This window comes from Aeromonas sp. BIGb0405, from assembly GCF_024807335.1.
Classification (GTDB): domain Bacteria; phylum Pseudomonadota; class Gammaproteobacteria; order Enterobacterales; family Aeromonadaceae; genus Aeromonas; species Aeromonas rivuli.
Window position 1 is genome coordinate 499,509 of sequence record NZ_JANUEP010000003.1, and the last position, 25,269, is coordinate 524,777.

Genomic DNA, 25,269 nt, shown 5'->3' on the forward strand with positions numbered 1-25,269 from the left:
GTTAGTTAACTCAAGACTCATTGGGTTCGACCGTCTCAACCCTGGCCTTGAGTTTCTGGCCGGGGCGGAAGGTCACCACCCGACGGGCGCTGATGGGAATATCCTCGCCCGTCTTGGGGTTACGTCCTGGACGCTGGTTCTTCTCACGAAGATCAAAATTACCGAAGCCCGAGATTTTGACTTGTTCGCCGCGTTCCAGCGCCTGTCGGATCTCCTCAAAGAAGGCTTCCACCATATCTTTGGCTTCACGCTTGCTCATCCCGAGCTGGGTGAACAGGTGCTCTGCAATGTCGGCTTTGGTAAGCGCCATAGATCAATCCCTCAAGGATGCATTCAACTCTTCACCGAGGGCCCGCACGACATTGTCTACGGTCTCGGCAATCTCTTTCTCCTCCAGGGTGCGCTGGGTGTCTTGCAATACAAGACTGATGGCCAGGCTCTTCTTGTCCTCTGCCATACCAGCACCCTGGTATACGTCAAACAAGTTTATTCCAACTAACTGATTTCCGCCAACTTTTTTAATTACTGCGAGCACATCACCGGCCAGAACCGCAGCGTCGACCACCACGGCGATGTCGCGACGGTTGGCCGGGAAGCGGGACACTTCGGCCGCAACCGGCACCTTGGCAGGGATCAACTTGTTCAACTCCAGCTCGAACATGATGGCACGGGTCTTGAGACCCAGCTTCTTCTCGAGGCTCGGGTGGATCACGCCGATGTGGCCGATCACCGCGCCGTTGCGCAGTATGGCCGCGCTCTGGCCCGGGTGCAGGGCACTGTGTTCGGTACGTGCGAAGCTGAAGCTGGCCCCTTCGGCGGTGAGATCCAGTACCGCTTCCAGATCCCCTTTCAAATCAAAGAAGTCGCTGCCGCGGCTCTTGATGTCCCAGTGCTCATCGCTCTGGTTGCCGGTGATGATGCCGGCCAGCATCGGCTCCTGACGGATGCCGTTTTCGGCACGCTCGTCCTTGATGAAGCGCAGACCCTGCTCGAACAGACGCACACGGCCCTGCTGGCGGTTCTGGTTGTAGACCACCGCCTGCACCAGACCCGGGAACAGAGAGACGCGCATGGCGGACATCTCGACCGAGATTGGATTGGGCAGCACCAGGGCATCGCTCTGGGGGAACAGAGCCTGCTGAGCCTTGGGATCCACGAAGCTGTAGGTGATTGCTTCCTGAAAACCGCGGTCGACCAGCAGGTCACGTACCCGCTTGAGGGTCACCTGGCCTTCGGCCTGCTCCACCATCGCCAGAGAGGCGGCGGGTTTGAGGTTCGGGATCTTGTTGTAGCCGTAGATGCGGGCCACTTCCTCGATGAGGTCTTCCTCGATGGCGATGTCGAAACGCCAGGAGGGGGCCAGCGCGGTCCAGCCGTCGGCGTCAACCGTCACCTGCATGCCGAGGCGGGTCAGGATCTCGAGCACCTGGGCGTCGGCCACGCTGATGCCGATCACCTTGTCGAGCTTGGCACGGCGCAGCTTGATGGGGGTAGCCTTGGGCAGATGGGCATCGGATTTGACCTCGATGACCGGACCGGCTTCGCCGCCGCACTCTCCGCCACAAATGTCCAGCAGCAGGCGGGTGGCTCTGTCCATCACCTTGGCTTGCAGCTCGGGATCGACCCCGCGCTCGAAGCGGTGGGAAGAGTCGGTGTGCAGACCGTAGGCACGGGCCCGGCCGGTGATGGAGAGCGGCGCGAAGAAGGCGCACTCCAGCAGGATGTCGGTGGTGGTCTCGGACACACCGGTGCGATCGCCGCCGAAGATACCGGCCATGCAGGCAGGGCCTTGTGTATCGGCAATCACCAGGGTGGTCTCTTTGAGCTTCACCTCGGTACCGTCCAGCAGGGTCATCGGCTCGTCAGCCTTGGCGCGGCGTACAACCAGTTCCCCTTCCAGCTTGGCCAAGTCGAAGGCATGCATCGGCTGACCATATTCCAGCAGCAGGAAGTTGGTGATGTCGACGATAGCGTCGATGGAGCGAATGCCGCCACGGCGCAGCTTCTCCTGCATCCAGAGCGGGCTCTGCGCTTGCAAGTTCAGCCCCTTGATGACGCGGCCCAGATAACGGGGGCAATCGGCGGTTGCTTCAACCCGGATCGGGAAGGTCGCGTCTATGGTAGCGGCAGCAGGGGTCCAGTTCGGCTCGACCACATCCACGCTGTTGAGCACGCCAATCTCGCGGGCCAGACCTGCAATGCCGAGGCAATCGGCCCGGTTCGGGGTCAAGTCCACGTCGATGGCGACGTCGTTCAGATTCAAGTAGTCGCGAATGTCGGTGCCGATGGGGGCATCACTCGGCAGCTCGATGATGCCGTCCGCTTCCACCTCGATACCCAGCTCGCTGAAGGAGCAGAGCATGCCGTGAGACGGCTGGCCACGCAGCTTGGCCTTCTTGATGGTGAAATCGCCCGGCAGGGTCGCCCCGACTTTGGCCACACACACTTTCAAGCCGGTGCGGCAGTTCGGCGCGCCGCAGACGATGTCCAGCAGCTCGGCTTCGCCCACGTTGATCTTGGTCACCCGCAGCTTGTCGGCATCCGGATGCTGGCCACACTCGACCACTTCACCCACGACCACGTTGTTGAACTGGCCAGCGACTGCCTCGATGGCGTCCACTTCCAGACCCGCCATGGTGATCTGCTCGGCCAGTGCGTTGTCACTCAACTCGGTGCGGACCCACTCCATCACCCAGGATTTACTGAATTTCATGTTCTCTCGCCCTTACTTGAACTGCTTGAGGAAGCGCAGATCGTTTTCGAAGAAGGCACGCAGGTCATTGACCCCGTAACGCAGCATGGTCAGACGCTCAACGCCCATGCCGAAGGCAAAGCCGGAGTATTTTTCCGGATCGATGCCGACCGAACGCAGCACGTTCGGGTGCACCATGCCGCAGCCCAGCACTTCCAGCCACTTGCCGTTCTTGCCCATCACGTCCACTTCGGCGCTCGGCTCGGTGAACGGGAAGTAGGAAGGACGGAAGCGAATGGTCAAGTCTTCCTCGAAGTAGTTGCGCAGGAAGTCGTGCAGTATCCCCTTCAGCTCGGTAAAGCTGGCATGCTCGTCCACCAGCAGACCTTCGACCTGATGGAACATCGGGGTGTGGGTCATGTCGTAGTCGTTACGATAGACGCGGCCCGGCGCAATAATGCGAATTGGCGGCTGTTGCTGCTGCATGGTGCGGATCTGCACACCGGAAGTGTGGGTACGCAGCATCAGATCGGGATTGAAGTAGAAGGTATCGTGATCGGTACGCGCCGGGTGATGAGCCGGAATGTTCAGCGCATCGAAGTTGTGGAAACCATCTTCAATCTCGGGACCGCGCTCGACCTTGAAACCCATCTCGCCAAACAGACGTTCGATGCGCTCAATGGTGCGGGTCACCGGGTGCAAACCACCGTTCTCGATGCGGCGGCCCGGCAGGCTGATGTCGATGGTCTCGGCGGCCAGCTTCTGGTTCAGCTCCTGGGCGGAGAGATCATCGCGGCGCGCATTCAGGGCATCTTGCACCTGCTGCTTGGCCTGGTTGATCACGGCGCCGGCTGCGGGACGCGCCTCGGCGGACAAGGCACCCAGGGTCTTCATCTGCTCGGTAAAAAAGCCTTTTTTACCCAGATATTTGACCCGGATCTCGTCGAGGGTCGCCACGTCATTGACGCCCTCAATTTCGGCCTTGGCCTGGCCGACTACTTCTTCAAGCTGTTGCATGTCTTCCTCGTCACCACTCCCGAAACAGGAGCCTGTAGGCTAAATAAGGTCAAGAGGGGGATAATACAAAAAAAGCCCCTTGGCTGACCATAGTTAAGGTAGCCTTTTCTCCCGAGAAATCATTTTGTTATCGGGTAAGAGGCTGACTTGATCCCCTCCCCCCGTTAAATATGGGGCGACAACACTAGTTTGTTGGCATATACGACATCATATTGCAGATATAGGGAGGTAACAGTCGGGTCTGGTAACAGAATTCGATGAATTGCAGACAACAAAAAAGGAGGCCTGGGCCGCCTTCACATACCCAACAAAAACAATAACTTAGATACATATCAATGAGTTGGGTACTACAGGGGGTGACGCTTGGTCACCCAAGATGACCCTGTTTGGGGCAATTTGTGGACATTTTGTCATGTGGTGGGCAGCGGATTTTCCAGCGGGTTGAAGCGCACAGCATCGCTCAGGTAGTCCGGTGCGAAGTGGGCATAGGTCATGGTCTGCTGAATGTTGTGATGGCCCAAAATTTTTTGCAGCGCGAGTATGTTTCCCCCCGACATCATGAAATGTGATGCAAAAGTGTGCCGGAAAACATGCACCGCCTGCCCTGCTGGCAGATCTGGCGCTACTGACTTGATCACCTCACGCACCAGCATATAGTCGAGGCCACGGAACAGCGAGCCCCGGTTCACCTCGTTTGTTATCTCTTTGCTCAGTTCAGCAGAGATCGGGACTGTGCGGTTCTTGCCATTCTTGGTGTTGATGTAGGTCACCCGACCGGCCAGCACATCCTCGCGGCGCAGATTGGCCGCTTCACTCCAACGCGCCCCCGTGGCCAGGCAGAGTTTGACCACCTTCAGGTTATCCCCCGATAGCTCGGCCAGCACGTCGCCGATCTCTTCCTGGGTAAGATACCCCATCGACCGCTCAACCAGCTTGACCTTCTTCATCTCTTTGAGCGGATGCTCATGGTGATAGTGGCCTAGGTCAATGAGTACCGAGAACACCCCGCCCAGCATCTCTTGCTCACGGTTGACCGTCTTGGGCTGACGGCCTGCGTGTAGTCGCTGTGCCCGATACTCGGAGAACAACGCCCGGGTTATCTGCCTTGCCAGCGGATGGCGCAAAGCAGCATCTATATTGTGAAGTTTCTTGCGTACCGCCTCCCCTGCTTTCAGGGTCTGGCCATGGTAGCGCCACCAGAGCTCGATGAGCTCAGTGAGTGGCCGGTTGTCTGCCGGGCGATCCACCCACTCTTTGTTATGTTCGGTGGCGATCACCCAACGCTCGAACTGCTGGGCTTCGGACTTGGTCTTGAAGCGCTTGCGGATCCGCTTGCCTTCCCTCCCCTGCGGACGGATATCGACCAGGTAACCCTCAGGCGTGGACTTGATGCTCATCGTCCCTCCTTATATAGGAAGGCGCTTACCCATCCCCTCGCCCAGCACATCAACATCAACATCAACATCATACCCAACCACTGCACTCTCACTGTCATCACCCTCCATCAAACACTGTGGTTTTATACAGCATTTGATAACTATTAGCAGTGTTTAACTGGGGTTATGTCATACATAGGGATTCAGTCAATCGTGGGGGTTACCGAGGAAGCGGCAATAGCAGACTGATAAAGCAGAAAATACAACCAATTGAAAACCACACACCCCTTTACAGGATTCAGCATAGAGCACTTAGACTTCAGGCCATTGGGAGAATTCGGCAAGCTACATACTCGTTCACTCTTATATAACAACTAGCTCAATATGCTAAAGGATAAAAACTAATCGAGTTTATTATGATTGAACTTTATTAATAAAAAACCGCCCCTGAGGGCGGTTTTTTATTGTTTCATTTGATTGAAACGAGTTAACCAATGCCTAAGAGTTTTAGCTCGCCTTTTAGCTGTATCAGGACTTAATCCAATTGCATACTGAAGTAGGAACTCTTCTGATGAATCTGGATTGACATCGTATATAGATTGTACTCCTGCATATTGCATCCAGGCCCAACCACATAGAGATGTTTCAAATCGCTCAACAATGATTTTGTATTGTTCAACTTCATTATCTCTACAAAGGGACAATTTCCAACCTGCTGGGGTGAGCATACCTACCTTATCGGTAAACCCAAGCATTCTCGCTGCAGATTCATAATACAAAATTTGTCGATCAGTAATGTTTTCAGTTTCACTATTATATGGTCTAAAGTCTGCTTTCGCATGTACATATTTTATAACTCGACTAATCTCATCTGCCTGCGGAATATTATGACTACCAACAGACTTTTGATTAAACTCTTTAAGATGCTGCGCGCTATCTTCTAATTCTTTATAGTTGAAATTAGCGATAGTCCAGCCGGAATTACTACGAACATCAAATTGAAGATCATGTTCGGCTAGTGAAACTATAAACTCTTCTATAAGTCGAGGGTCAACACCAAGAGCTTTCAAACCTTCAATGTAATTACCATTACCATCGTTAAGTATTATATTTGAGGACAAAACCTTTGAGATCAACTCTTTGTTATGAGACGCTTTGAACTGCATCTTGTACGAGCCAACTTCGGCATACGAGGGTGAGAATGTGGCATTAGTATCAACCTTATCCAAGATTGATTCACATATCCTTCCCCAAGCACTCAATATTTGTTGAGCGGCGCTCCAAGATATAGGCTTTATCCCTCTTGGTTTAAATAGGCGGACCTCATGAAATGCATCTCCAGTTTTGTATTCTTCAGCAGGTTTTTTTACCATACCAAAGACACCATCGATACATTCAACACCAAAACCAACAGGAGGTAACGACTCCTCGTCTACGTCTTGAGCATTTAACTCAATTAATGTTGCAGGCTTTGTCTGATCGAATGGTGTTTTAACGGAGTATACTGTTTTATAGTTATATAAATCCCGAAGCTGAACTTCTCCATTTTCAACTCTACGTTTTTCATCCTCATTCACATGAATGTAATACCATTCGTCATGGGTATCATACTCATCCGTCCAATATGAAAATATATAAACGTCTTTTGGAAGCACCTTTGACTTAGCAATAAATGCACGCGGAACATCGTAGCGCATATATTCACTAATAATCTTTAGCTTTCCGTATTTTTCTATATTCGGCAAGTAATACATGCTATATCACTTTGAATTTATTTTCGATGCCGGTTTTTGTTCTTAACCAAGCCTCAAAATGTGAATCAGTTCGTTCTTTTGAAACCTTACCAAAATCAGGTTGCAAAAAACCATGTGCTATTTTTTTCTTTCTGAGAGATTTAAACGCTTCTTTAGCCTGTTCAATACCTTCTTTACTTCTGAACATAGATGTTCCACAGTCAGAGCGGCCAGGTTTTGGATTTTGAGGGCGCTTATTTAAATGGTAAGCATAAAAATCACTCTCAGATGGTGGGTTATTTATTACTAATCGATATGCTTCCCCATGAGCATCTAATGCCTCCTCCGGAGGAACACCGTCAGGGAAAAATTCAGGATATGGATTCAACTCCATCTGGAAATCCTTTTTGTAACCGTTCAACAGATAATTTAAGTGCCTCAGAGCTTAAATCATTGCCGATGAACTTTCTGTTTAACATCTGGGCTGCAACACCAACTGCGCAAGCCCCCATAAATGGATCACAAACTAATTCATTTTCATTGGAGCTTTGAGATATCAAGATTTTCATTAACTCAACGGGTTTTTCTGTAGGATAACCCCGATGAATTCTTGGAACACTTAATATGTCAGGTATAGAGAGATTATTTAACTTACGTTTTCCTTTTTCGAAAAAAAGAATAAACTCATACTTAGCACGGTAATGATAACCCATGCCAATTCTCATCTTATCCCAAACAATGGGCTTCCAAAATTTGAAACCTGCCGCTTCTGCAATAGGTTTTACAATAAATGCAGTTTCTTGATCGCAAAATAAATAAAAATGGCTATTTTTACGAAGAACTCGATAGGCTTCATAAAAAAGAGATTCAAATCTAGAGTTTGGAAAAATCTCGAACCACATATTACTAGATGATTTACTCTGCTTGAGACGTGTTGTTGTCCCAACTTTACGATGCTTCTCTAATGACTCATAAGGGGGATCGGTAATTAGCAAATCAACTGATGAGTCATTTAATGACTTTAGCCAATCTATCGCATCACCTTGGTGAAGGTCATAAAATACATTATTTATTGCCCGATCAGACACTAGAGGCTCCAAGGTAAAGGTGTGAACTCGGCGCTGGTTTTCATATGAGGAGCCAAAGCCAAATTACAAATGAAAACAATGTGTTAACCTTACTCATGAAGCTATACTAACGTTGTTATGAGTAGATTAGACAAGATCAGGGCATAGCTACCGCACGATGTCACAGCCACCCTTCCACTACACTAACCAATTCTCTGTCTGCAACGTGAACCTAACAGATTCAAAAGTATCTTATTCTACGAGTAAGTTAAGAGCGACACTTTACCAAAAGATATGAGAGCAAGCTCTCATTATTCCAGCAAGATCGGCTGGCAACTGACCCAACCATTTGCTCGTCTCAATGCACTTTATCGCCCTGTTTGTCTTTTTCTATAAGATCTGTGCTCTACCATCACGCCGATGATCTGGATGTGCTGCCGGTCGGAGTGCATGGAGGGGTAGTCGTCATTGAGAGGGACGAGTTCAAATACTTCTTGTCCGTTCTCATCGATGCCGCGGGGCCGATACTTCTTGAAGGTAGCTTCTTCGCTGCCATTCTTGGCCACAACAAAATCCCCTGGGTGGGGTGGCTCGTCGGGGTCAACGATGATGAGGTCGCCCTCCTTGAAGAAAGGCTCCATTGAATTACCGCGCAACCAGAGGCCGAAACCACAAGGGCCGACATCGACCCCCGCCGTCACATACTCAACGTTGCCATCGAAGGCCGTGGCCTGTTCACACATCTCGTGCCAGTGACCTGCCTGGACATAGCTCAGCACCGGTACACGTGTTCCTTGCGGGATCACGGCCGGTTCGACGTTGTGATATCCGGGCATCGCTTCCGGTGCAAGCTGTCCCCTCGCCTCCCCGTCTCCAGTCAAAAGCCAGTCAACAGTGACCCCCAGCGCTGCCGCTAAATCATTGAGATAGCGCCCTTTAGGCTGGTTCAGTCCGGACTCCCACTTACCAACAGCCACGCCAGTGACGCCAATCTTCTTGGCTAAGGCTACCTGTGACAAAGACAGGGCTCTTCGACGGGCCGAAATTCGATCGTTTATTTGCATGAAACCTAAGTTACACACAAAGAAACAAACTTTCGTTTGATCATCAATGAAACCTTGGTTATATTCAGCCTCGAAACACAAACTAATGTTTTACGGTGAGAGCATGAACAAGAAAATTGTGATTGAACATTTCGGCAGCATCACTGCTACGGCAAAGGCACTGGGTATTTCTCATGTTGCTGTCAGCAAGTGGGACGAAACCATCCCCCAAGGCCGTGCCTACCAGATCGAGGTGCTGACCGGCGGCAAATTGAAGGCCGGGGCTCGCAGCACCCTGCAACAACCAACCCCTTGTGTTTGAACCCCTGAGAAGGATTCACCATGACTATTCGAATCAAACCCATCCGAATTCCCAGCGACGTGAGCCAGTTGCCGCTTGATTACCCCTTTGGCAATCGCGTCAGCGAAAGCCTGGAGGAGTACGCCAAACGCCAGAGTATGAGCCTGGGGGCTATCAAAAAACGCGCCGACCGTGGCCAATTGCCCATCTTGCAAGACGGTCCGGGCGCACCTCGCGAGGTCAACCTTTACGCCCTGTTCCTGCAGGCCCGTTATCAAGCCGAGCGCTACGTCACCATGACGCTCGCATGAACCTGCAGACACCATAACGGGTCAAGGAGAACCTCGCATGTTTACCGAATACACCAGCAAACATCCGCATTGGATCAGCGCCTGCCAACGCTTTGCGGCCAGTCACAACATGGCCGAGATCGCCCAGCGGGTCGGCATGAACCCGCAGCTCCTGCGCAACAAGTTAAACCCCGATCAGCCCCACGAACTGACGGTGGCCGAGCTGATTACCATCACCCAGGCGAGTGACGGCGATGAAACCCTGTTTGATGGCGCCCTGTTTGGTTGTGGCTTAACGGCCGTCGCCATCCCCCAGGCAGACCGGGCCCCTTCCCTGCCCCATCAGGCAATAGACCTGAACGCCAAGGTAGCCAGTATTGGCCAGCGGGCGCTGGAGCTGACCGAGCGTGGTCGCATCACCCGCTCTGAACGCAACACCCTGGTGAGCGTGGCCACCTCTGCCATGGGTTCGCTGGCCATCCTGATCCATGACGTCGAAGCCCGTTTCCAGGCAGTGCCTGCTCTGGCCTGCGCGTCTGACATCCTGTTGCAAACCATGAGTATGTGAGGAGAGCGAAATGCCATTAACCCCGCAAGAAGAGCAGATCATCCGCAACACCGCTTGGCTGGACCATCTGCATGAACAGTTCGAGATCAGTAAGAAGAGTGTTGGCCGTGAGTGGTCGGCAGTGTCAGTGCGCCAGCGCCGCGCCATCTGTTTCGATGCTCAGCTGCGCCCCTCTACCTATGCCGAAATGACCCTAGAGGAGATGCAGCCAGCCGAACGAGAACATATCCGCCAGAGCGTGATTGCGCTTGGGATGCAGAGCCTCTTCTCAGGTGGGTGTGATGCCATCAGCTGGCAAGCCGCCTTTCGCTGTGCAGCTGCTCAGGCCACACCGGAGAAGAACAAACGTGAACTGCTCTCTGCAGCGCGTCTGCGGCAGCAAGCCCGCACCATGCAACACATCAGCCATGCCCAGGGCCCACGGCCAATCGGGCAATAAAAAAGCCCGCATTAGGAGCGGTAACTCCAAGCGGGCCGGTATCAACAACTCTCAAGGAAGTCGACATGACAACTTTAGCTATCCCCTGCGCCTTGCGCAACCTTCGCATCCAACAACGCAAGCTGGCGGGCCGGTATGGCGCCCGCCTTACCCGAAACCCTGACTGGATTGCAGCCGCCGAGCGCCCCACAGCGCTGGCTTGGGTCTCTCTGTTCAGCCACATCAACCCCTTTATCGATCAGCAAGGAGCCTGACCATGAATGCACAACCTACCCAGATCAACCTGCTCAACCACCATGCAGCCAAGCGTCTGCGCCAATTGCGGGAACGGCTGGCCCTGAGTCGCCCCAAGTTTGCCGATCAGTTGGGGATCCCGCCCACCACGCTCAAGAACTACGAGCTGGGATACCGCGAGATTGGCGGTGGCCTGTTCTTGCTGATGGCTCAGCACCCCGAGTTGAAACAGCACACCGACTGGCTGCTGACCGGGCAAGCCCCGGCGACCGCCGTCCAAGAGGAGGCGTGACCATGGCCGCCATTTTGACTCGTCATACCGTGCCCAGCATCGCCGAGGCAAGCGCTTACCTGGTCAGCCGCGGATACAGCAACTGCGGCACCACCTGGCTGCGTGGCCTACGCCACTATGCCCGCCTGGAAAACCTCAGCTCCGGCAGGGTGCTGATCGTCGAGGGGGTGGCATGAGCAAGATCTTTCATCCCATCAGCCAGCAGGCCGCGACGGCTGAAATCGTCGAATTGCCCAAACGATTGGCCATCCGGGCAAGCCATAAGCATGCCTATCGCAACAGCTGCGCCCCCGGTTTGCGGGCTCAGGGCCTGCTCAACCAACGCTGGCACCTGCTGTTTGTTCATCTGAATCGGAGGGTCTGCCCATGAGCGACGCCATCACCATTGCCCGCCAAGCTCCCAAGCTGGTCGAAGGGCTGCTGGCCGACATGTTCGCAGCCAATGCAGAGGATAACCGCATCAGTCTGGGCGGCGTCTATTCCGGTCAGCAATACATCCAGATCCAGCTGGTTGCTACCAGTAACCCGGCGGCACTGCTGGATGATGACGGTAACGAGGATGAAGAAGACGTGGGGTCAGCAATGACCCCCGCTCACAACCCACTGACCACCCACTGGCTGGCTGCCCGGGGCGAGTTCATCACCGCCGGTGGTGAGGCCAGAGGAGATCGGGATATTTCTCGGGAGCTGCTGGCACTCGGCGCCGTGCGATCTGTCTACTGGCTGGCACTGGGCCAGGGAGAAACTGCGCTGGCCCGGGAGATTGGGCAGTGGTGGCAAGAGTGCGCCCCACTGCATGGCCAGGGGGATCACATACGATGAACCATCGCCTGCAACAAGAGATGTCTCACCGGCTTCATCGCTGGCAAGACACCCTACGTGAAGACGCAGCCCGGCTGCGCCTCTATCAGCGGGAGCTGGCCAACACGCGCCAACTGCCTGCCCGCCCCCGTGCCAGCATCAAGCTGCTGCTGCGCCAGTGCGCGGCGGCCCGCAAGATGAAATGTCATGCCGCCAGCACGGTGCTTAGCTGCACACGCAACATCAGAGATTTGTCCGGAACGTTCCCCCAATGACCCGCACCATAGCAAAGCTGCCGCTGTCCAAACGGACACTGCGGCAACGTATCGACACCCTCTCCAACTCCCTGCCCGGCGTCAATCTTGACGCCGCATTCATTGGCGCCCCCGGTCAATATGACCTGGTGTGGGCGGTGCAGCTGCTCGATGGTTTGTCACCTTTACTCACCCAATCGCTGTTCAAGTCATATGTGCGTCGCCGCAAGGATGGCTCGGCCAGCAACTGCCGCAGTGCCAACATCTGGCTGCGTGAACGAATCAAGTGGGTGCGCCGCTTGATCATGGTGATCCCGGTCGATACCCATCACCTACGTGATGAGGATGGCCGCAAGCGGGTGGCGCATCAGTTTGCCAACCAGACAGCTGCTATCTGGAGCCACATCGAGCGGCGCATCAAGGATGGGGAAGAACCCGATCTGGTGCAGACCTGGGAGGCGATTCGCCAGCCTGCCGATCAGTGGGGGTTTGTCGGTGTCATGCCCAAGTTCAAGACCGACGAGGTACGTGATAACTGGATCTTGAGCGTGATGGTTCGCCTGCTCTCAGCCAAGTGGTGGGAAAAGCGCATCAACCGCACCTGGGATCGCCTGCAGGAACACATCAACATCCTGCTCGGTAAGGTGCGCAAGGGGGTCTCTGCCTACATCTCGAACGCCACCATGAAAGTAGTACGTGAGCGCAAGCGGGCCATGATGCGCTGGCTGGCCGAATCGGAAGTGATGAACGAGCAGCACGACCTGGTGGTCTCGATGAAGGATTGCTGGGAAGCCAGCACCTCCAACCCGGTCAATCGTCGCAATGAGATGATGACCCGGATGCGTGGCTTTGAGGATTACGCCGAAGAGCAGGGTCATGTGGGGGTGTTCTTCACCTGGACAGCCCCAAGCCGCTATCACGCCTGGAAGACTGGCCCCAATGGCAAGACCCTCGAAAACGAAAAGTACGATGGGGCAACCCCGCGCCAGACCTGCACCTATCTGGCCCAACTATGGAGCCGTGCCCGCGCCTCGCTTAAGCGTTGGGGATTGCCAGTCTATGGCTTTCGGGTATGTGAACCACACCACGACGGCACCCCGCACTGGCACCTGCTGCTCTTTATGCGTCCTGCCGACAAATGGCGGGTGGTGAGCACTCTCCAACACTATGCCTTGACCGATGACCACAAAGAGTTGGTACGCGAACCCCGGGGCCGCCCTCCCTTCACCGACATAACCCCCCGCTTTGACTGGAAGGAGATCGATCCGACCAAAGGGGATGCCACCGGCTACATCGCGGCTTACATCGCCAAGAACATCGATGGTGAACATGTTGATGGAGATGAAGAGGCTGGCACCAAAGCCGACCAAGGTGCGCAACATGCCTGCGCCTGGGCCAGTTGGTGGGGCATTCGCACCTTCCAGCAGATCGGCGGCGCCCCGGTCGGCGTCTGGCGTGAGCTACGCCGCATCAGTAACGCCAAGAAAAATGGCGATCTGGTAGGGCCGCCCAAACCCGTGCTGCAAGACCCTATCTTTGAGGCCGCCCGCTTTGCTGCGGATAACGGCATCTTTCGCTGCTACCTCCACGCCATGGGGGGAGCCATGGCCACCCGCACAGAACATCCCATCAAACTGGCCCACCTCATCGAGGAGCAGGCCAACGCTTACGGCGAAGACATCAAACGCCTGATGGGCCTCCACTCGGCTCGCCTTGGTGTGCGTACTCGCCTCACCGGTTGGGAAGTGGTGCCAGCGGGCACCTATGAGGCCACCAAGGCCGCCGGGGGGTCGTCTTGGGGGGTAGGTGTTCAGTCGGGCGACAGCCCGGCTCCTTGGAGCTCTGACAATAACTGTACGCAGCCAGACCCTGCGGCGTTCGCGGATCAGTTGATGGCAGAGCAATGGGGGTTATCGCCCTTCTCCATCGACCGTTTGCGGGCTGGCGCCAGCGTCACGGCTGATGGCTTCACCCTTTGGCTTGAGAACGGCCAGCTGCAGGCGAGCAGAGAGGGTAGACCCAGCGATGCGAGTGCCAGACAAGAGCAGGAGTGGCAACGGGAAGAGGCCACCAAGCAGCAAGAGCGACAAACTCACTGGAAAACCAGCATCAAGGCGGGGCTACTCTGCGGAAAAGTCGGCATCGATGAGTGGTTCGACAGCATAGCGGAGGCGGATCTTCCGCTGGCCACGCAGACATTGGAAAAAATACTCACGGCTGAGGCCAGGGGAGCACCTGATACCTACGCCAACGATCCACTGCTGCGCAGCCTGGACCAGCTGATCGCCGAGTTGCGCGCTGACGAACTGACGAGGGAGGAATACTTTTGAACCACCGACAAGCCTCTGTCAGCAAGGCGGAATACCGAACCCTGGACAATCGCGTCACCTGCCTGCTGGCATGGCCACCCCATGAAATCAGCACCTGGGTGCAGATGCTACAGGGCCATCAGCAACAGATTGCCTGCTCCATCTTGCGCCGCCGCCATCCACGACCCACACAGCTGAACCTGCCGACAGTCGGTGTAGAGGTTCCGGATCCGTTTCAGGCCAACCGACCCACGGTGCCGGTCACCTCCGCCGATGGCCGCCTCTTGACCAAAGTCCACGCTGTACCAGGTCTAACCCCCGTCGTGATCGATGTCAGCGGCACCATCCGCTGTGTCAGCACAGGCCGCACTCTCTGGATAGCACCAGGTAGCCTCATTGACCAAGCCAACCCTGGCGCCGCCGACCAGCGCAATCCACAGTACAAGCCATCGCTGCTCCAGATAGTGGCTGACCATCGTCAAGTCGATAGAGAAAAATGCTTATGAGCATGAGATACCATCGCAGCATCATCTACCAGGCTACGAGATCTCCCAATACAGTTCTAAGGGAGGTGCACAGCCTTAATTGCTGAAGAACCCTCACCTATTTGGTCTATGGATCCCTGTCACCAGCATAAAAGAGGCTGCCCTATCTAGCTGACAGACCGAAGTAAAGACGGATACCTATGTGATTCGACCACTACAAACTCTCTCTATAGATAAACATTGTCCACTCACATATCCGCATAAAATAGCTTCAATCAAAACCCAAACCATTGTAAATTTGTTAGCAGCTTTCAAGGGGTAACGCGACACAATCAATTACCTTAAAAGTTTAGTGGATGTATCAGGTGATTTTTAATCAATAACGATAATTAACCCCAAATAGCCCATATCACTTTTAATCGCCACTTGCAACCTTTCATCTGGCGGTTAACTAGGTATAATGCTGGGCCTAAGTGGCAAGGTCGAGTCGAATGACTACAACTGTTTGTGATTTAGTTAACAAAATAATAACCGCAGATACTCGCTGGTCTTGTGGCTCTCAAGGCGAGTTGGTTCTATCAGATGGCAATCCGTACTTGGTCTATTGCGATGATACGGGTTTTGACAAGATAACCGTGGTAGGTAAAACCGCACTGGTCACTGCTGGACACGGCGGTTTGATAGCTGCTTGGAAGCAATGGTGGGCAGGGGATGCAGACCCCAAAAGTAGGCCTGCAACACACATAGACGGAGAAAACGCTGTAAATGTTGCCATCATAGACCTTGAAAACAATAAAGTTATTTTTGATGCAGGACAAAAACTAGTTCTCTTCTGCACTAATACAAATCGCATAAAGGCGTTTACTGCTGGTAGCGGTGCTTCACATGCTGCAAGTGATCTATTGATCAACGGATGTGCTAAACAAGCGATTGGATACGCATCTAGGCATGACTATTGCACAGGTGAGATAGTCAGTTTTGCATGTTACAGAACTGTACAAGACAACCTAAACTCGTCAATCAACGATTATGATGTGATTGTAGAGGGTATAACCACAAAGGGGTATGTTATGGCGTTAAGCATTGACAAACCGAGTGACACTGGATGCGAAATCTCTTTGCACCCTCTGTCTGCTGAGATAAAAACTCTCTTCTCAACTGGTAAAGCGGTTGCATCGGCCCCAGTTCCTGGTGTAGGTAGCTTCCAGTGGACTGAAGAAACGGATGCGAAATTCGAAGCTGCGATGCAACAAGTCCATCATCTGAGACAAGCTTAATTAATCACTGAGTGGCATCTAAGAAAGCCCCCTAGTAAATGGGGGTTTTCTACTTTTAATTTTAGACATATTTGTACTACAGAGTCCTCGACTGTTTTTCACTACTTTCAAGCCACCAGGTTTACCAAATCTCTATTGATAGCTATGGAGTAGGCGCTATTGCGCCCCTAGTCCTTTCAGTACCAACTGCCGCCCCTCTGGCGTCAGCGATCCCATCAGGCTCAACACCAGCTGGTTCGTGGTCTTGGCCGAGGGGCTTAAGGTATGGGCGAACGACAAGGTAGCCACCCAGCTGTGACCACACTCGGCATCGGTGCACTGGCAATAGAGATCGGAGACATCATCGCTCAGTTTGTTGGTCTTGGTAATGCGGCCCCGCTGGCCACACATTTTGCAATAAACCCGCATCACGTCCCCCTTACCCATAAAAATCAACGTACTATTTTGCCATATCAAACACTGTTTGTTTATACAGTTACGCCCATTGATTCCCGAAAATCGACCCAGAGGGAGCGAGGGAGTCCCGCACTGTTGATGGCATCCTGGATAAGCTCACACAGCGGCAGCACCTCGTTTCGGGCATAGGTGGCGTCGTACTTCTCGGGATCTCCTAACCCGCCCCCGCCATTGGTCGGGATGATGCCGGCCAGCGCCGCCGGAAACCGGTGGGAGGTCAATACGTCCTGGGCGGTGATCCCCTTGATGGCCGCAAACTCATCCTTGGTCGCGATGTCCCCCACCGGGATCAGCTTGATGCCGTCTGACTTGCCGTCAGGAATGTTCACAAACATGGAGCGGAAGTTCCCCACCCCCTTGCTGCTGGCGATCATCTCCTTCATCTCGGCTTCGGTGTCATCGTCCATGTTCGGGTCGGTGGCGTAGAAGATGAAACCCATGTGGGCGCCGTTGAGGAAGTATTTGCGCCGAAACAGGGTGGCATCCTGGTTGAGCAGGGCCGACTGCAGGCCGCCCAGGTAATCGGGCATGCCGTAGATCTGCTGCTCGGGGTCGTACTGGGCCAGCCAGATGACATCCTCCGGCCGATAGGTGAGGTTCGGCTTGCCCTGCTGCAGGTAGACAAAGCAGTCATCCTCCCGGCGGCGCAGATAGACGCTGGAGAGCGGGTGCAGCCCCACCACTTGACCAAAGCCATTGCGCAGCTTGAGCAAGGCTGCATCGCCAAACTGCAGGTAGTTATGCACGAACGCCGTGATGGTGGCGCGCTGGTTGGTGAAGCGCCCGGCCACCATGTTGCGGCGCGCCATCAGGATGGCCCCGTGGTGGGCGTTAGCCCGCGCGACCTTGGCCAGCCCCTTTCTATCGATAGGTGGCTGGTAATACTCGCCGTAGGGGTTGTAGAACACCCCGGTGTAATCGGTCATCCAGGCCGTGGGGTCGATGGCCTCTGGCATGCTGAATGCCACGGCGCCGCGGCTGGATGAGGTGGCCACCTGGGCCGATGGTTGTTTGCGTCGTTTGGTCATGCGGCTTTCTTCTCTTGACTGGTTGCCCAGGTGGATTTGCGTCTGCGGTGGGTATCGAGCGGCTCGTTGGCCACGGCATGGGCGATGGCAAAGAACACGTCGGCGTGGCCGGTCACGTTGTCGCGGGCGGCCCGAAACGTCATCTGCCCACCGCCGGTGGTACTGCGTTTGATGGCCAGAAACGCCAGCGGAATATCCCTGTCAGAACTGTCCCACTCGATGCGGTTCGCCTCCACCACGTCGATCATCTTGAGTACCAGCCGCGACTTGCTCTCGATGCTGTAGTTGATGGGGTGGCACACCCCTTTGAAGACGGGCTTCAAGAGGTCATAGACCCCGGCGCCGATGCCGGACACATCGACCCCCAGGTACGTGACCCGAAACTTCTTGGCGATGCGCTCTATCTCCTGGGCCTGAAACTGGAAGTTGAGCCCGCGCCAGTAGTGCTTTTCCAGCACCCGGAACCGCTCACCAGCCACCGTGGGCGGAGCGACCACCACCAGGGTGGCGTTGTCGCGGGTGCGGCTCGGGTCGTAGCCCATCCACACCTCGCGCCGCCCGAACGGGTCGGGCCGCCCGGGCTTGTAATCCTCCCACCGGGATGGCTCCACCCCTGCCCGCTCCATATCCTGGAACTTGAACACCGACAGGGCATCGTCGATAAAGCGGCACAGATAGAGGCGCTCGAACACCTCCTCCGGGTATTCGTCTTTGAGCTCCTCGATGTCGATGAGGTTACAACCCAGACGAATGGCATCCTCAATGGTGATGACGTAGCGCCACTGCCGATCAGGGCAAACCCGTCCGCCATCGCGCATCTCTTCTTCCCCTGGAAAATCGATGGCCACCCGGCTCGGGCGCTGTCCCTTCCAGCGATCCCCAGTCCAGAAGCGATAGGCTTCATGCACCTTGCTCGATGGGGTCGAGAAGTAGGTCTTGCGCCAATGACTCTGGGTCGCCATGGCGCTGGACACGTCGGAGAGCTTCTCGAAGTTGGGGATCCAGAAATACTCATCGATGTAGACGTTGCCGGAGCGGGACTGGGCGCTGTTGGAGTTGGTGGAACAAAAGTGCAGCTCGGCCCCGTTCGACAAGACGATGGGGTTGCCGGTCAGGGTGAGCCCGAGGAAGGTCTGGGCAATCTTGCAGATGTAGGAGCGAAACACCTCCGCCTGGGCGCGGGTGGCGGACAGGAAGATCTGATTGCCACCGGTCAGAATGGCGTCTTCCAACGCCTCACCGGCGAAGTAGTAGGTCATGCCTATCTGGCGGCTTTTCAGGATATTGCGGGTACGCGGCAGCGCCGGGTCATTCTTAGCCTCCCGCACCCGCAGCTGATAGCCAAACAGGGTGCCCAGCCACTCGCTGAAATCGGCCTCGCTCAGGTGGCTGACCTCGTTCTTGCCCTTCTTGCCGCCCTTGCCCTTGCGGTTGTTGCCATCCTGGCCGCCACGACCACGTTGCCCACGCTCAGGCGCAGGCTCCTCTCCAGCCTCGCGCCGGGTCTTCAGCGCCTGCTCGCGCTCGACCCACTTGAGGGCCTTCTCTTTGAGGCTGACATGGTGGCCAATCAGCCGGTCCAGTTCCTCCTGCTCACCTGGGCTTTTCTTCTCACGATGCAGTAGCACCTGCACCCGGCGGGCAATCGCATCCTCGACCGCTTCGTCGGTCAGCAAGTCCCGCCAGCCGAGCTTCTCGGCCCAGTAGTAGATGATGCGACACGAATTTAGCCCCAGTTCGTCCTTGATCTCCTGGGGTGTCCATCGTTTAAGGTAGAGTCCCTTTGCTGCCTTGCGGATCTCTTCGGGATACGCCACGGCGCCTCCATCAGTTGAATGATGGCGCCATCATAGCCAGCCCCCTCCCCTCGCTTATCCCACTGATGTTCCAAGCAATTCGGATATTCCGCCGGATCCGAATCGCCTTGAACACAACCGGATGATTCCCCCTTGCCGACCCGATAGCCTGAGCCCGCATCAACTGGGAGCAGGCATGAACGAATCAACCTTGAGAACTGGCTTTGTCTGTATCGCCACCGAAGGCAAAGCGGTGGACGGACGGAATATTACCCGCGACTGGCTGGTCGACATGGCCGAGACCTACGACCCGAGCTATTACACCGCCGTCATCTGGCCAGAACATGATCGCTGGTCCAGCTATGGCACCGTGCAGGCCCTCAAGACCGAAGAGGTAGACGGCAAACTCAAGCTGTTCGCCGTCCTCTGCCCCAACCGGGATCTCGTCTACTGGAACCAAAGCGGCCAGTACCAGTTCTGCTCCATCGAGCCGTTCGAGCAATTCGCCGATCTGGGCCGCACCTACCTGATTGGCCTGGGGGTCACCGACCAGCCCGCCAGCACCGGCACCACCCACCTCAAGTTCAGCAAGAGCAACAAGGGCCAGGTCATCGGCAGCAGCGAACCGCTGGATCTCTCCATGTTCACGCTGCCCAAGCACGAGAAGCCCGACAGCCTGCTCTCCAAGCTGTTCAACCTGCTGTCGAGCCACGGCGAGCAAGCACCCCAACCCACTCCCAGCCAATCCGAGGATGAGGAAATGAAACCAGAACAGTTCGACCAGATGCTGGGGGCCCTGACCGGCCTTGGCACCAAAATCGATGCCTTCAGCGCCAAGCTGGAAACCAAACCGGCTCCCGAGCAACCCACCGCCCCGGCCACCGAACCCACGACCGTTGACGACCAGCCAGGTATCACCGCCGAGCAGTTCAACAAGCTGGAGCAGACCCTGACCGGCCTCACCGACAAGTTTGGCGAGCTGCAAGGCCAGATCGAAAAGTTCTCCGTTGAAGTGCCGGGCCAGCGCCCGGGTGCGCTCGGCGGTGACGATACTCCCTCCGTATTTTAAGGACGCACCATGAGTCAGACCCTCACCGTCCAGGCCATGCAGCGCCTGGATAAATACAGCAATGCCCTGGCCAAGTCCTATGGCATCCCTGTCAATGCGCTGGCCAAGCAGTTCAGCGTCACCGGTCCAGTGGAAACCGGCCTGCGCGCCGCCCTGCTCGCCTCGGTCGAGTTCCTTGGCCTCATCACCTGCATGGATGTGGATCAGATCAAGGGCCTGGTGGTGCAAGTCGGTATCGGCAAGCTGTTCACCGGCCGTAAAAAGGGCGGTCGCTTCAACGGCAAGATTGGCGTAGACGGCAACACCTACGAACTCACCGAGACCGATTCCTGCGCGTCGCTCGACTGGGCGACCCTGTGCGTCTGGGCCAACGCGGGCAATGAGGGCGAGTTCATCAAGCTGGTTGGCGACTTCATCAATCAGGCCTTCGCCCTGGACATGCTGCGGGTCGGCTGGAACGGCGTGGAAGCCGCCGACAATACCGATCCCGCCGAGCACCCGCTGGGGGAAGACGTCAACAAGGGCTGGCACCAGATCGCCCGCGAGTGGAACGACGGCAGCCAAATCATCAAGGCCGAAGCGGGCAAGAAAATCCACTTCGACCCGGACGGCCAGGGCGATTACAAAACCCTGGACGAGATGGCCTCCGACCTTATCAACACCACCATCGACCCGCTGTTCCGCCAAGACCCGCGTCTGGTGGTGCTGGTCGGCACCGACTTGATTGCCGCCGCCCAGGCCAAGCTCTACAGCGAAGCCACCAAGCCGAGCGAGCAGATCGCCGCCCAGAAGCTGGCCGAGTCCATCGCCGGGCGCCGCGCCTACATTCCGCCCTTCTTCCCGGGCAAGCGGATGGTGGTCACCACCCTGGATAACCTGCACATCTACACCCAGCGCGCCACCCGCAAGCGCAAGGCCGACGATAACCAGGATCGCAAGTGCTTCGATAACCAGTACTGGCGCATGGAGGGCTATGCCCTGGGCGAACACCTGGCCTATGGCGGCTTTGAAGAGGCTGACATCGAAGTCGGTGCCAAGCCTGCAGCCCCCTCTGAGCCGGAAGCCTAAGCCATGGGCTCACCCGGTCAACGTCACAAGCAGCGCCAGCTGGCCATGCAGGGAGTGGTGCAAGCCGCCCGCTCCGGCATCGCCACCGGCGCGGTGGCGGACAGCCTGCACCTGCAGCTGATTGCGCTGGAGCAAGATATCGGTCGCCTGCGCAAGCTGGCCCGCATCGGTGATCGGGTGAACATGAAGCGCGATGAGCTGATGCCCAAATACCGTCCCTATGTGGTGCGCTACCTGGCCGCAGTCAGCGAGTCTGGCCAGCCCTATCAGAACGAGCTGTTCCAGCGCCTCATCATCTGGGCCTTTGACGTGGGCGATTTCGATTCAGGCATTGCCTGGGCGGAGCTCGCCATCGCCCAGGGACAGCGTACCCCGAGCAACATCAAGCGCGACTGGGCCCACTTTGTGGCCGACACCGTGCTGGAGTGGGCCGAGAAACAAGCCGCCGAAGGCCATGCCGTCGAGCCCTGGTTCTCCCGGGTATTCGACAAGGTGCGCAATGAGTGGCGCCTCAACGAACAACTCACCGCCAAGTGGTTCAAGGCCGCCGGTTGCCTGCTGCTGCGTGACCACGACGGCCAGCCCCGCCCCAGTGCCGTGGGCGACAGCGCCACCCTGGAGCAGGCCGATCACTGGCTGGCCCAGGCCGATGCACTGCACCGCAAGGTGGGTGTGGGCACCTTGCGCCAAAAGATTGCCATGCGCCTGCGGGCGCTGGATCCGGATCACTAACACCGGAACAAACCGACTCTCCGCGCCACCGCACCCCGGCGCGAATGCCATGAGCAGCCTTTGGCTAACCCATCGGCAATTGCGTGGCTTCAGGGGTGCCCCATTCAACCAGCGAGGCAAGCCATGTTTGCAGGCAAGAACGTCGACTACAGCGCCGCCACCATCCGCAACGATGGCTTCTGGCCAGATGTGGCCGTGGCTGATTTTGAGCGCCGCCGTGCCCTGCCTGCCGACTTGGACATGCAGACCACCGGCGCCGCCTTGCTGGCCGCCGTGACTGAAATCAACCTGCAGCTTGCCAGCCATCAGGCCGCGCTGCAGGGCAAGGGCTACAGCAACGCCGCAGACGTCCCCGGGCCCAGCCTGGAAGGCGGCGCCCACACCGGCCGCAATGCCCTGGCCGAGCAGTACCTGGCCGCCGTGTTTGCCCGCGCCAAGGCCGCCCTGTTGCCCGAGTTCGCCAGTGTCACCGAGCGGGCCAGTGCCAACAACCTGGTGGAACGATCCCCAGACCCGCGCGCCCAGCTACTGGCCGAAAGCCAGCAGTTGGTGCGCAGTATCAAGGGCAAGCACCGGGCGGGAGTCTCGCTGATATGAGCCCAGAGCAACAGGCAGGCATGAACGAGCAACAGGCCCAGGGCTACTTCCTGCAGGCGCTCCACGCCGAGCTGCTGCGGGTGCTGCCGCCTAAGTGCCACAAGCGCCTCGATAGCTGGATGGAGAACGGCACCATCAAGCTCGAACCCAAGAACATGGGGCCCACCGGCAGCAACGTCGGCTGGCTGACCTACCAGGCGGTGTTCACCGTCGAGCAGCTGCCCTTTCGGGATCTCGACCCGGCCATCTTGTTGGCCGTAGTGGCCGCCTGGGTGCAAGAGCATGACGACTACCGAGAGGATTTTGAGCTGCCCGACCCTGAATACGCGGTCACCCCGAACGACGAGCAGACCGCAGATCTCGAGATCCAGCTCGCCTTCGCCGAACCGCTGCGCCTGATTGAGCAGATAAATGGCCCCATCCACTGGCTCGGCAAATGCTGGCAAGTGGCGCCCTATGCCATCTGGGTGGCCGAGCAGATTGATCTGCAGGTAGGCAATGCGGGCCATCACCTGGTGGGGGGCCCGGCATGATCACCATCACCCTGGACGCCCATCGCAGCAACGCGCAGCTCAACCTGCTGGCCCTGCCGCCCAAGAAACGGCAGCGCCTGGTATGGCGAGCGGCCAACGAGATGAAGAAGCTGGCCGCCCGTAACGTGCGCAGCCAGCAAGACCCCAACGGCAATCCGTGGGCACCACGCAAGCGGGGCAAACGCAAGATGCTGCGCGGCTTGCCCAAGTTGCTGCAGATCCGCGCCCCTCGCCAGGATGTGGCCGAGCTGGGATTCAAGAAAGGCAGCATGAGCGTCCATGCCGGGGTGATAGCCGGTACCCACCAGAAGGGACACACCTACCGGGTCAACGCCGTCAGTCGCCAGCGTATCGCCCCCAGTCGCGGCCTTGCGGGCAAGCACGCCAGCAAGGCTCAGGCCCGCAAGCTGCGAGAGCTGGGCTTCAAGCGCCCGGGCAAACGCAAGCGCACATACCGCTCGGCATCGCTGGGCTGGATAACCAGCAATCTCAACTTTGCCCAGGCGGGATTGCTCATCAAGAAGCTCAAGGACGCACCGGTGAAAACCAGCTGGGAGATCCAGCTCCCCGCCAGGCCATTTCTGGGCGCCAATGCCCAGCAACGACAGCAAGCCTTTGCCCGCGCCCTGCAGAGCATCGACTACGGCTGGGACGTCAACAAACACGATATGAAGGGGAAATAGCGCCATGTGGCCTTATGTGCAGATCAACAACTTGAACCAACGGCAGGGGTCGGTCACCGCCGTCGAGCGTCACCTGCTGTTTATCGGCAGTGCGCCGAGCAACACCGGCAAGCTGCTCTCGGTCAACACCCAGAGCGATTTCGATGCCCTGCTTGGCCAGGCCGACAGCGCGCTGAAAACCAACCTGCTGGCCGCCCGGGACAACGCCGGTCAGAACTGGACTGCCGCCGCCTTTGTCTTGCCGACCGACATGGACTGGATAGAGGCCGCCCGCGCTGCCCAACAGACCCAATCCTTCGAGGGGATGGTGGTGCTGGGCCAAAACGTGGATGGCGACCTCATCACCGTCGCCCAGGCGCTCAACCAAGAGCTGATCGCCAAGTGGGGGCGCTGGCAGTTCATCCTGCTCGGGGTGCCTGGCATCAACCCGGATCCCGACAGTGGCGACACCTGGAGCGATTACGAAACCAAGCTGGCAGCCCTGCAAGATGGCATCGCCGCCGACGGGGTCGCGCTGGTGCCCATGCTGTGGCCGAACCTGTTGGGGGTCTATGCCGGTCGCCTGTGCAACCGGGCGGTGAGCATCGCCGACTCCCCTTGCCGGGTCAAAACCGGTGCCTTGGTGGGTGTGGGCAGCAAGCCGCTGGACAAGGACGGGATCCCGCTGCCGCTGGCCACCCTGCAGACCCTGGAAGCGAACCGCTACTCGGTGCCGATGTGGTACCCGGATTACGACGGTTGCTATTGGGCTGACGGGCGCCAGCTCGACACCGAGGGTGGCGACTACCAGGTGATCGAAAACCTGCGAGTGGCCTACAAGGTGGCGCGCCGGATGCGCATTCGCGCCATTGCCCGCATCGGGGATCGCGCCTTCAACTCCACCCCGGGCAGCACCGCCGCCGCCATCACCTACTTTGGCAAAGATCTGCGCGAGATGGCCCGCGCCACCACCATCAACGGTCAGCCGTTCCCGGGCGACATCGCCTCACCCCAGGATGGCGACATCCGCATTCAGTGGATATCCAAGAACCTGGTCTCGGTCTATGTGGTGGTGCGCACCCTGGACTGTCCCAAGGGGATCATCGTCAACATCATGCTCGATTTGAGCCTCAACAACGAGGAGGGCTAA

The 25,269-nt window shown here is 56.8% G+C and carries 31 protein-coding genes; 20 read left to right on the forward strand and 11 right to left on the reverse strand.

The window, feature by feature from the left end:
- Nucleotides 1–10: 10 nt before the first annotated feature.
- From ihfA to M2366_RS10605, 8 genes are all read right to left on the reverse strand, one after another.
- The gene (ihfA, locus tag M2366_RS10570) at nt 11–310 is read right to left on the reverse strand and encodes an integration host factor subunit alpha (RefSeq protein WP_005908994.1); all 300 of its coding nucleotides are present in this window, start codon (nt 308–310) and stop codon (nt 11–13) included.
- 3 nt (nt 311–313) lie between these two features.
- On the reverse strand, nt 314–2,713 hold the full coding sequence (pheT, locus tag M2366_RS10575; RefSeq protein WP_259269669.1) for a phenylalanine--tRNA ligase subunit beta: 2,400 nt from the start codon (nt 2,711–2,713) through the stop codon (nt 314–316).
- 12 nt (nt 2,714–2,725) lie between these two features.
- A complete protein-coding gene (pheS, locus tag M2366_RS10580; RefSeq protein ID WP_259269670.1) occupies nt 2,726–3,709 on the reverse strand; it encodes a phenylalanine--tRNA ligase subunit alpha in 984 nt (327 codons plus the stop codon).
- Between the two features lie 410 nt (nt 3,710–4,119).
- Nucleotides 4,120–5,106: a tyrosine-type recombinase/integrase gene (locus M2366_RS10585; protein ID WP_259269671.1), complete on the reverse strand. Its 987-nt coding sequence runs from the start codon at nt 5,104–5,106 to the stop codon at nt 4,120–4,122.
- Between the two features lie 440 nt (nt 5,107–5,546).
- Complete coding sequence (locus M2366_RS10590; RefSeq protein WP_259269672.1) at nt 5,547–6,839, reverse strand: DUF6575 domain-containing protein; 1,293 nt, start codon at nt 6,837–6,839, stop codon at nt 5,547–5,549.
- A 1-nt stretch (nt 6,840) separates the two neighbouring features.
- Entirely contained in the window at nt 6,841–7,212 is a 372-nt protein-coding gene (locus M2366_RS10595; RefSeq protein ID WP_259269673.1) for a hypothetical protein, read from the reverse strand.
- Complete coding sequence (locus tag M2366_RS10600) at nt 7,190–7,906, reverse strand: site-specific DNA-methyltransferase (RefSeq protein ID WP_259269674.1); 717 nt, start codon at nt 7,904–7,906, stop codon at nt 7,190–7,192. Before M2366_RS10600 ends, M2366_RS10595 begins: the two co-directional genes overlap by 23 nt.
- 347 nt (nt 7,907–8,253) lie before the next feature.
- Nucleotides 8,254–8,949 (reverse strand): LexA family transcriptional regulator, encoded by a 696-nt coding sequence (locus tag M2366_RS10605; RefSeq protein WP_259269675.1) that lies wholly within the window; start codon nt 8,947–8,949, stop codon nt 8,254–8,256.
- Between the two features lie 103 nt (nt 8,950–9,052).
- Between M2366_RS10605 and M2366_RS10610 the strand changes: the two genes are divergently transcribed.
- The 13 genes from M2366_RS10610 (at nt 9,053) to M2366_RS10670 (ending at nt 16,178) form a co-directional block, all read left to right on the forward strand.
- Nucleotides 9,053–9,250 (forward strand): Cro/CI family transcriptional regulator, encoded by a 198-nt coding sequence (locus M2366_RS10610; protein WP_259269676.1) that lies wholly within the window; start codon nt 9,053–9,055, stop codon nt 9,248–9,250.
- A 20-nt stretch (nt 9,251–9,270) separates the two neighbouring features.
- The gene (locus tag M2366_RS10615; RefSeq protein WP_259269677.1) at nt 9,271–9,540 is read left to right on the forward strand and encodes a DNA-binding protein; all 270 of its coding nucleotides are present in this window, start codon (nt 9,271–9,273) and stop codon (nt 9,538–9,540) included.
- Between the two features lie 37 nt (nt 9,541–9,577).
- Nucleotides 9,578–10,087 (forward strand): phage regulatory CII family protein, encoded by a 510-nt coding sequence (locus M2366_RS10620; protein WP_259269678.1) that lies wholly within the window; start codon nt 9,578–9,580, stop codon nt 10,085–10,087.
- 10 nt (nt 10,088–10,097) lie between these two features.
- The gene (locus M2366_RS10625) at nt 10,098–10,526 is read left to right on the forward strand and encodes a hypothetical protein (RefSeq protein ID WP_259269679.1); all 429 of its coding nucleotides are present in this window, start codon (nt 10,098–10,100) and stop codon (nt 10,524–10,526) included.
- Nucleotides 10,527–10,591: 65 nt separating this feature from the next.
- Complete coding sequence (locus tag M2366_RS10630; RefSeq protein ID WP_259269680.1) at nt 10,592–10,780, forward strand: hypothetical protein; 189 nt, start codon at nt 10,592–10,594, stop codon at nt 10,778–10,780.
- Between the two features lie 2 nt (nt 10,781–10,782).
- Entirely contained in the window at nt 10,783–11,052 is a 270-nt protein-coding gene (locus M2366_RS10635; protein ID WP_259269681.1) for a DNA-binding transcriptional regulator, read from the forward strand.
- Between the two features lie 2 nt (nt 11,053–11,054).
- Nucleotides 11,055–11,228, forward strand: a complete 174-nt coding sequence (locus tag M2366_RS10640) for a hypothetical protein (RefSeq protein ID WP_259269682.1) — start codon at nt 11,055–11,057, stop codon at nt 11,226–11,228.
- On the forward strand, nt 11,225–11,422 hold the full coding sequence (locus tag M2366_RS10645; protein WP_259269683.1) for a hypothetical protein: 198 nt from the start codon (nt 11,225–11,227) through the stop codon (nt 11,420–11,422). Before M2366_RS10640 ends, M2366_RS10645 begins: the two co-directional genes overlap by 4 nt.
- Nucleotides 11,419–11,874, forward strand: a complete 456-nt coding sequence (locus M2366_RS10650; RefSeq protein WP_259269684.1) for a hypothetical protein — start codon at nt 11,419–11,421, stop codon at nt 11,872–11,874. Before M2366_RS10645 ends, M2366_RS10650 begins: the two co-directional genes overlap by 4 nt.
- Nucleotides 11,871–12,128 (forward strand): hypothetical protein, encoded by a 258-nt coding sequence (locus M2366_RS10655; RefSeq protein WP_259269685.1) that lies wholly within the window; start codon nt 11,871–11,873, stop codon nt 12,126–12,128. The genes M2366_RS10650 and M2366_RS10655 overlap by 4 nt, the downstream gene beginning before the upstream one ends.
- A complete protein-coding gene (locus tag M2366_RS10660; protein ID WP_259269686.1) occupies nt 12,125–14,437 on the forward strand; it encodes a replication endonuclease in 2,313 nt (770 codons plus the stop codon). Before M2366_RS10655 ends, M2366_RS10660 begins: the two co-directional genes overlap by 4 nt.
- Nucleotides 14,434–14,922, forward strand: a complete 489-nt coding sequence (locus tag M2366_RS10665; protein WP_259269687.1) for a hypothetical protein — start codon at nt 14,434–14,436, stop codon at nt 14,920–14,922. The genes M2366_RS10660 and M2366_RS10665 overlap by 4 nt, the downstream gene beginning before the upstream one ends.
- A 470-nt stretch (nt 14,923–15,392) precedes the next feature.
- On the forward strand, nt 15,393–16,178 hold the full coding sequence (locus M2366_RS10670) for a hypothetical protein (protein ID WP_259269688.1): 786 nt from the start codon (nt 15,393–15,395) through the stop codon (nt 16,176–16,178).
- Between the two features lie 156 nt (nt 16,179–16,334).
- Here M2366_RS10670 and M2366_RS10675 read toward each other — a convergent pair whose 3' ends face one another.
- The 3 genes from M2366_RS10675 to M2366_RS10685 are packed head-to-tail and all read right to left on the reverse strand — an operon-like array spanning nt 16,335 to nt 19,479.
- Nucleotides 16,335–16,586: an ogr/Delta-like zinc finger family protein gene (locus tag M2366_RS10675; RefSeq protein WP_259269689.1), complete on the reverse strand. Its 252-nt coding sequence runs from the start codon at nt 16,584–16,586 to the stop codon at nt 16,335–16,337.
- A 59-nt stretch (nt 16,587–16,645) separates the two neighbouring features.
- Nucleotides 16,646–17,662: a phage portal protein gene (locus M2366_RS10680; RefSeq protein WP_259269690.1), complete on the reverse strand. Its 1,017-nt coding sequence runs from the start codon at nt 17,660–17,662 to the stop codon at nt 16,646–16,648.
- Entirely contained in the window at nt 17,659–19,479 is a 1,821-nt protein-coding gene (locus tag M2366_RS10685) for a terminase large subunit domain-containing protein (RefSeq protein ID WP_259269691.1), read from the reverse strand. Before M2366_RS10685 ends, M2366_RS10680 begins: the two co-directional genes overlap by 4 nt.
- A 175-nt stretch (nt 19,480–19,654) precedes the next feature.
- Between M2366_RS10685 and M2366_RS10690 the strand changes: the two genes are divergently transcribed.
- From M2366_RS10690 to M2366_RS10720, 7 genes are all read left to right on the forward strand, one after another.
- Nucleotides 19,655–20,527, forward strand: a complete 873-nt coding sequence (locus tag M2366_RS10690) for a GPO family capsid scaffolding protein (protein ID WP_259269692.1) — start codon at nt 19,655–19,657, stop codon at nt 20,525–20,527.
- 9 nt (nt 20,528–20,536) lie between these two features.
- Nucleotides 20,537–21,595, forward strand: coding sequence for a phage major capsid protein, P2 family (locus M2366_RS10695; RefSeq protein WP_259269693.1), 1,059 nt, complete (start codon nt 20,537–20,539; stop codon nt 21,593–21,595).
- A gap of 3 nt (nt 21,596–21,598) precedes the next feature.
- The gene (locus tag M2366_RS10700) at nt 21,599–22,327 is read left to right on the forward strand and encodes a terminase endonuclease subunit (protein ID WP_259269694.1); all 729 of its coding nucleotides are present in this window, start codon (nt 21,599–21,601) and stop codon (nt 22,325–22,327) included.
- Nucleotides 22,328–22,450: 123 nt separating this feature from the next.
- Entirely contained in the window at nt 22,451–22,924 is a 474-nt protein-coding gene (locus M2366_RS10705; protein WP_259269695.1) for a head completion/stabilization protein, read from the forward strand.
- A gap of 20 nt (nt 22,925–22,944) precedes the next feature.
- Nucleotides 22,945–23,457 carry a phage tail protein gene (locus tag M2366_RS10710; protein WP_259269744.1) on the forward strand — a complete coding sequence of 171 codons (513 nt, stop codon included), beginning with the start codon at nt 22,945–22,947 and terminating at the stop codon, nt 23,455–23,457.
- Complete coding sequence (locus M2366_RS10715) at nt 23,454–24,140, forward strand: phage virion morphogenesis protein (protein ID WP_259269696.1); 687 nt, start codon at nt 23,454–23,456, stop codon at nt 24,138–24,140. The genes M2366_RS10710 and M2366_RS10715 overlap by 4 nt, the downstream gene beginning before the upstream one ends.
- Before the next feature lie 4 nt (nt 24,141–24,144).
- Nucleotides 24,145–25,269, forward strand: coding sequence for a DUF2586 domain-containing protein (locus tag M2366_RS10720; protein WP_259269697.1), 1,125 nt, complete (start codon nt 24,145–24,147; stop codon nt 25,267–25,269).

What these genes read in the sequence shown, in the direction of transcription:
- M2366_RS10710 (WP_259269744.1), top strand. Translation starts at nt 22,945, where the DNA reads ATGAACGAGCAACAGGCCCAGGGCTACTTCCTGCAGGCGCTCCACGCC.
- M2366_RS10670 (WP_259269688.1), top strand. Translation starts at nt 15,393, where the DNA reads ATGACTACAACTGTTTGTGATTTAGTTAACAAAATAATAACCGCAGAT.
- M2366_RS10615 (WP_259269677.1), top strand. Translation starts at nt 9,271, where the DNA reads ATGACTATTCGAATCAAACCCATCCGAATTCCCAGCGACGTGAGCCAG.
- M2366_RS10625 (WP_259269679.1), top strand. Translation starts at nt 10,098, where the DNA reads ATGCCATTAACCCCGCAAGAAGAGCAGATCATCCGCAACACCGCTTGG.
- M2366_RS10645 (WP_259269683.1), top strand. Translation starts at nt 11,225, where the DNA reads ATGAGCAAGATCTTTCATCCCATCAGCCAGCAGGCCGCGACGGCTGAA.
- M2366_RS10705 (WP_259269695.1), top strand. Translation starts at nt 22,451, where the DNA reads ATGTTTGCAGGCAAGAACGTCGACTACAGCGCCGCCACCATCCGCAAC.
- M2366_RS10675 (WP_259269689.1), bottom strand. Translation starts at nt 16,586, where the DNA reads ATGCGGGTTTATTGCAAAATGTGTGGCCAGCGGGGCCGCATTACCAAG.
- pheT (WP_259269669.1), bottom strand. Translation starts at nt 2,713, where the DNA reads ATGAAATTCAGTAAATCCTGGGTGATGGAGTGGGTCCGCACCGAGTTG.
- M2366_RS10620 (WP_259269678.1), top strand. Translation starts at nt 9,578, where the DNA reads ATGTTTACCGAATACACCAGCAAACATCCGCATTGGATCAGCGCCTGC.
- M2366_RS10695 (WP_259269693.1), top strand. Translation starts at nt 20,537, where the DNA reads ATGAGTCAGACCCTCACCGTCCAGGCCATGCAGCGCCTGGATAAATAC.
- M2366_RS10720 (WP_259269697.1), top strand. Translation starts at nt 24,145, where the DNA reads ATGTGGCCTTATGTGCAGATCAACAACTTGAACCAACGGCAGGGGTCG.
- M2366_RS10650 (WP_259269684.1), top strand. Translation starts at nt 11,419, where the DNA reads ATGAGCGACGCCATCACCATTGCCCGCCAAGCTCCCAAGCTGGTCGAA.
- M2366_RS10680 (WP_259269690.1), bottom strand. Translation starts at nt 17,662, where the DNA reads ATGACCAAACGACGCAAACAACCATCGGCCCAGGTGGCCACCTCATCC.
- M2366_RS10655 (WP_259269685.1), top strand. Translation starts at nt 11,871, where the DNA reads ATGAACCATCGCCTGCAACAAGAGATGTCTCACCGGCTTCATCGCTGG.
- M2366_RS10590 (WP_259269672.1), bottom strand. Translation starts at nt 6,839, where the DNA reads ATGTATTACTTGCCGAATATAGAAAAATACGGAAAGCTAAAGATTATT.
- M2366_RS10715 (WP_259269696.1), top strand. Translation starts at nt 23,454, where the DNA reads ATGATCACCATCACCCTGGACGCCCATCGCAGCAACGCGCAGCTCAAC.
- M2366_RS10605 (WP_259269675.1), bottom strand. Translation starts at nt 8,949, where the DNA reads ATGCAAATAAACGATCGAATTTCGGCCCGTCGAAGAGCCCTGTCTTTG.
- M2366_RS10595 (WP_259269673.1), bottom strand. Translation starts at nt 7,212, where the DNA reads ATGGAGTTGAATCCATATCCTGAATTTTTCCCTGACGGTGTTCCTCCG.
- M2366_RS10660 (WP_259269686.1), top strand. Translation starts at nt 12,125, where the DNA reads ATGACCCGCACCATAGCAAAGCTGCCGCTGTCCAAACGGACACTGCGG.
- ihfA (WP_005908994.1), bottom strand. Translation starts at nt 310, where the DNA reads ATGGCGCTTACCAAAGCCGACATTGCAGAGCACCTGTTCACCCAGCTC.
- M2366_RS10630 (WP_259269680.1), top strand. Translation starts at nt 10,592, where the DNA reads ATGACAACTTTAGCTATCCCCTGCGCCTTGCGCAACCTTCGCATCCAA.
- pheS (WP_259269670.1), bottom strand. Translation starts at nt 3,709, where the DNA reads ATGCAACAGCTTGAAGAAGTAGTCGGCCAGGCCAAGGCCGAAATTGAG.
- M2366_RS10640 (WP_259269682.1), top strand. Translation starts at nt 11,055, where the DNA reads ATGGCCGCCATTTTGACTCGTCATACCGTGCCCAGCATCGCCGAGGCA.
- M2366_RS10690 (WP_259269692.1), top strand. Translation starts at nt 19,655, where the DNA reads ATGAACGAATCAACCTTGAGAACTGGCTTTGTCTGTATCGCCACCGAA.
- M2366_RS10585 (WP_259269671.1), bottom strand. Translation starts at nt 5,106, where the DNA reads ATGAGCATCAAGTCCACGCCTGAGGGTTACCTGGTCGATATCCGTCCG.
- M2366_RS10610 (WP_259269676.1), top strand. Translation starts at nt 9,053, where the DNA reads ATGAACAAGAAAATTGTGATTGAACATTTCGGCAGCATCACTGCTACG.
- M2366_RS10700 (WP_259269694.1), top strand. Translation starts at nt 21,599, where the DNA reads ATGGGCTCACCCGGTCAACGTCACAAGCAGCGCCAGCTGGCCATGCAG.
- M2366_RS10635 (WP_259269681.1), top strand. Translation starts at nt 10,783, where the DNA reads ATGAATGCACAACCTACCCAGATCAACCTGCTCAACCACCATGCAGCC.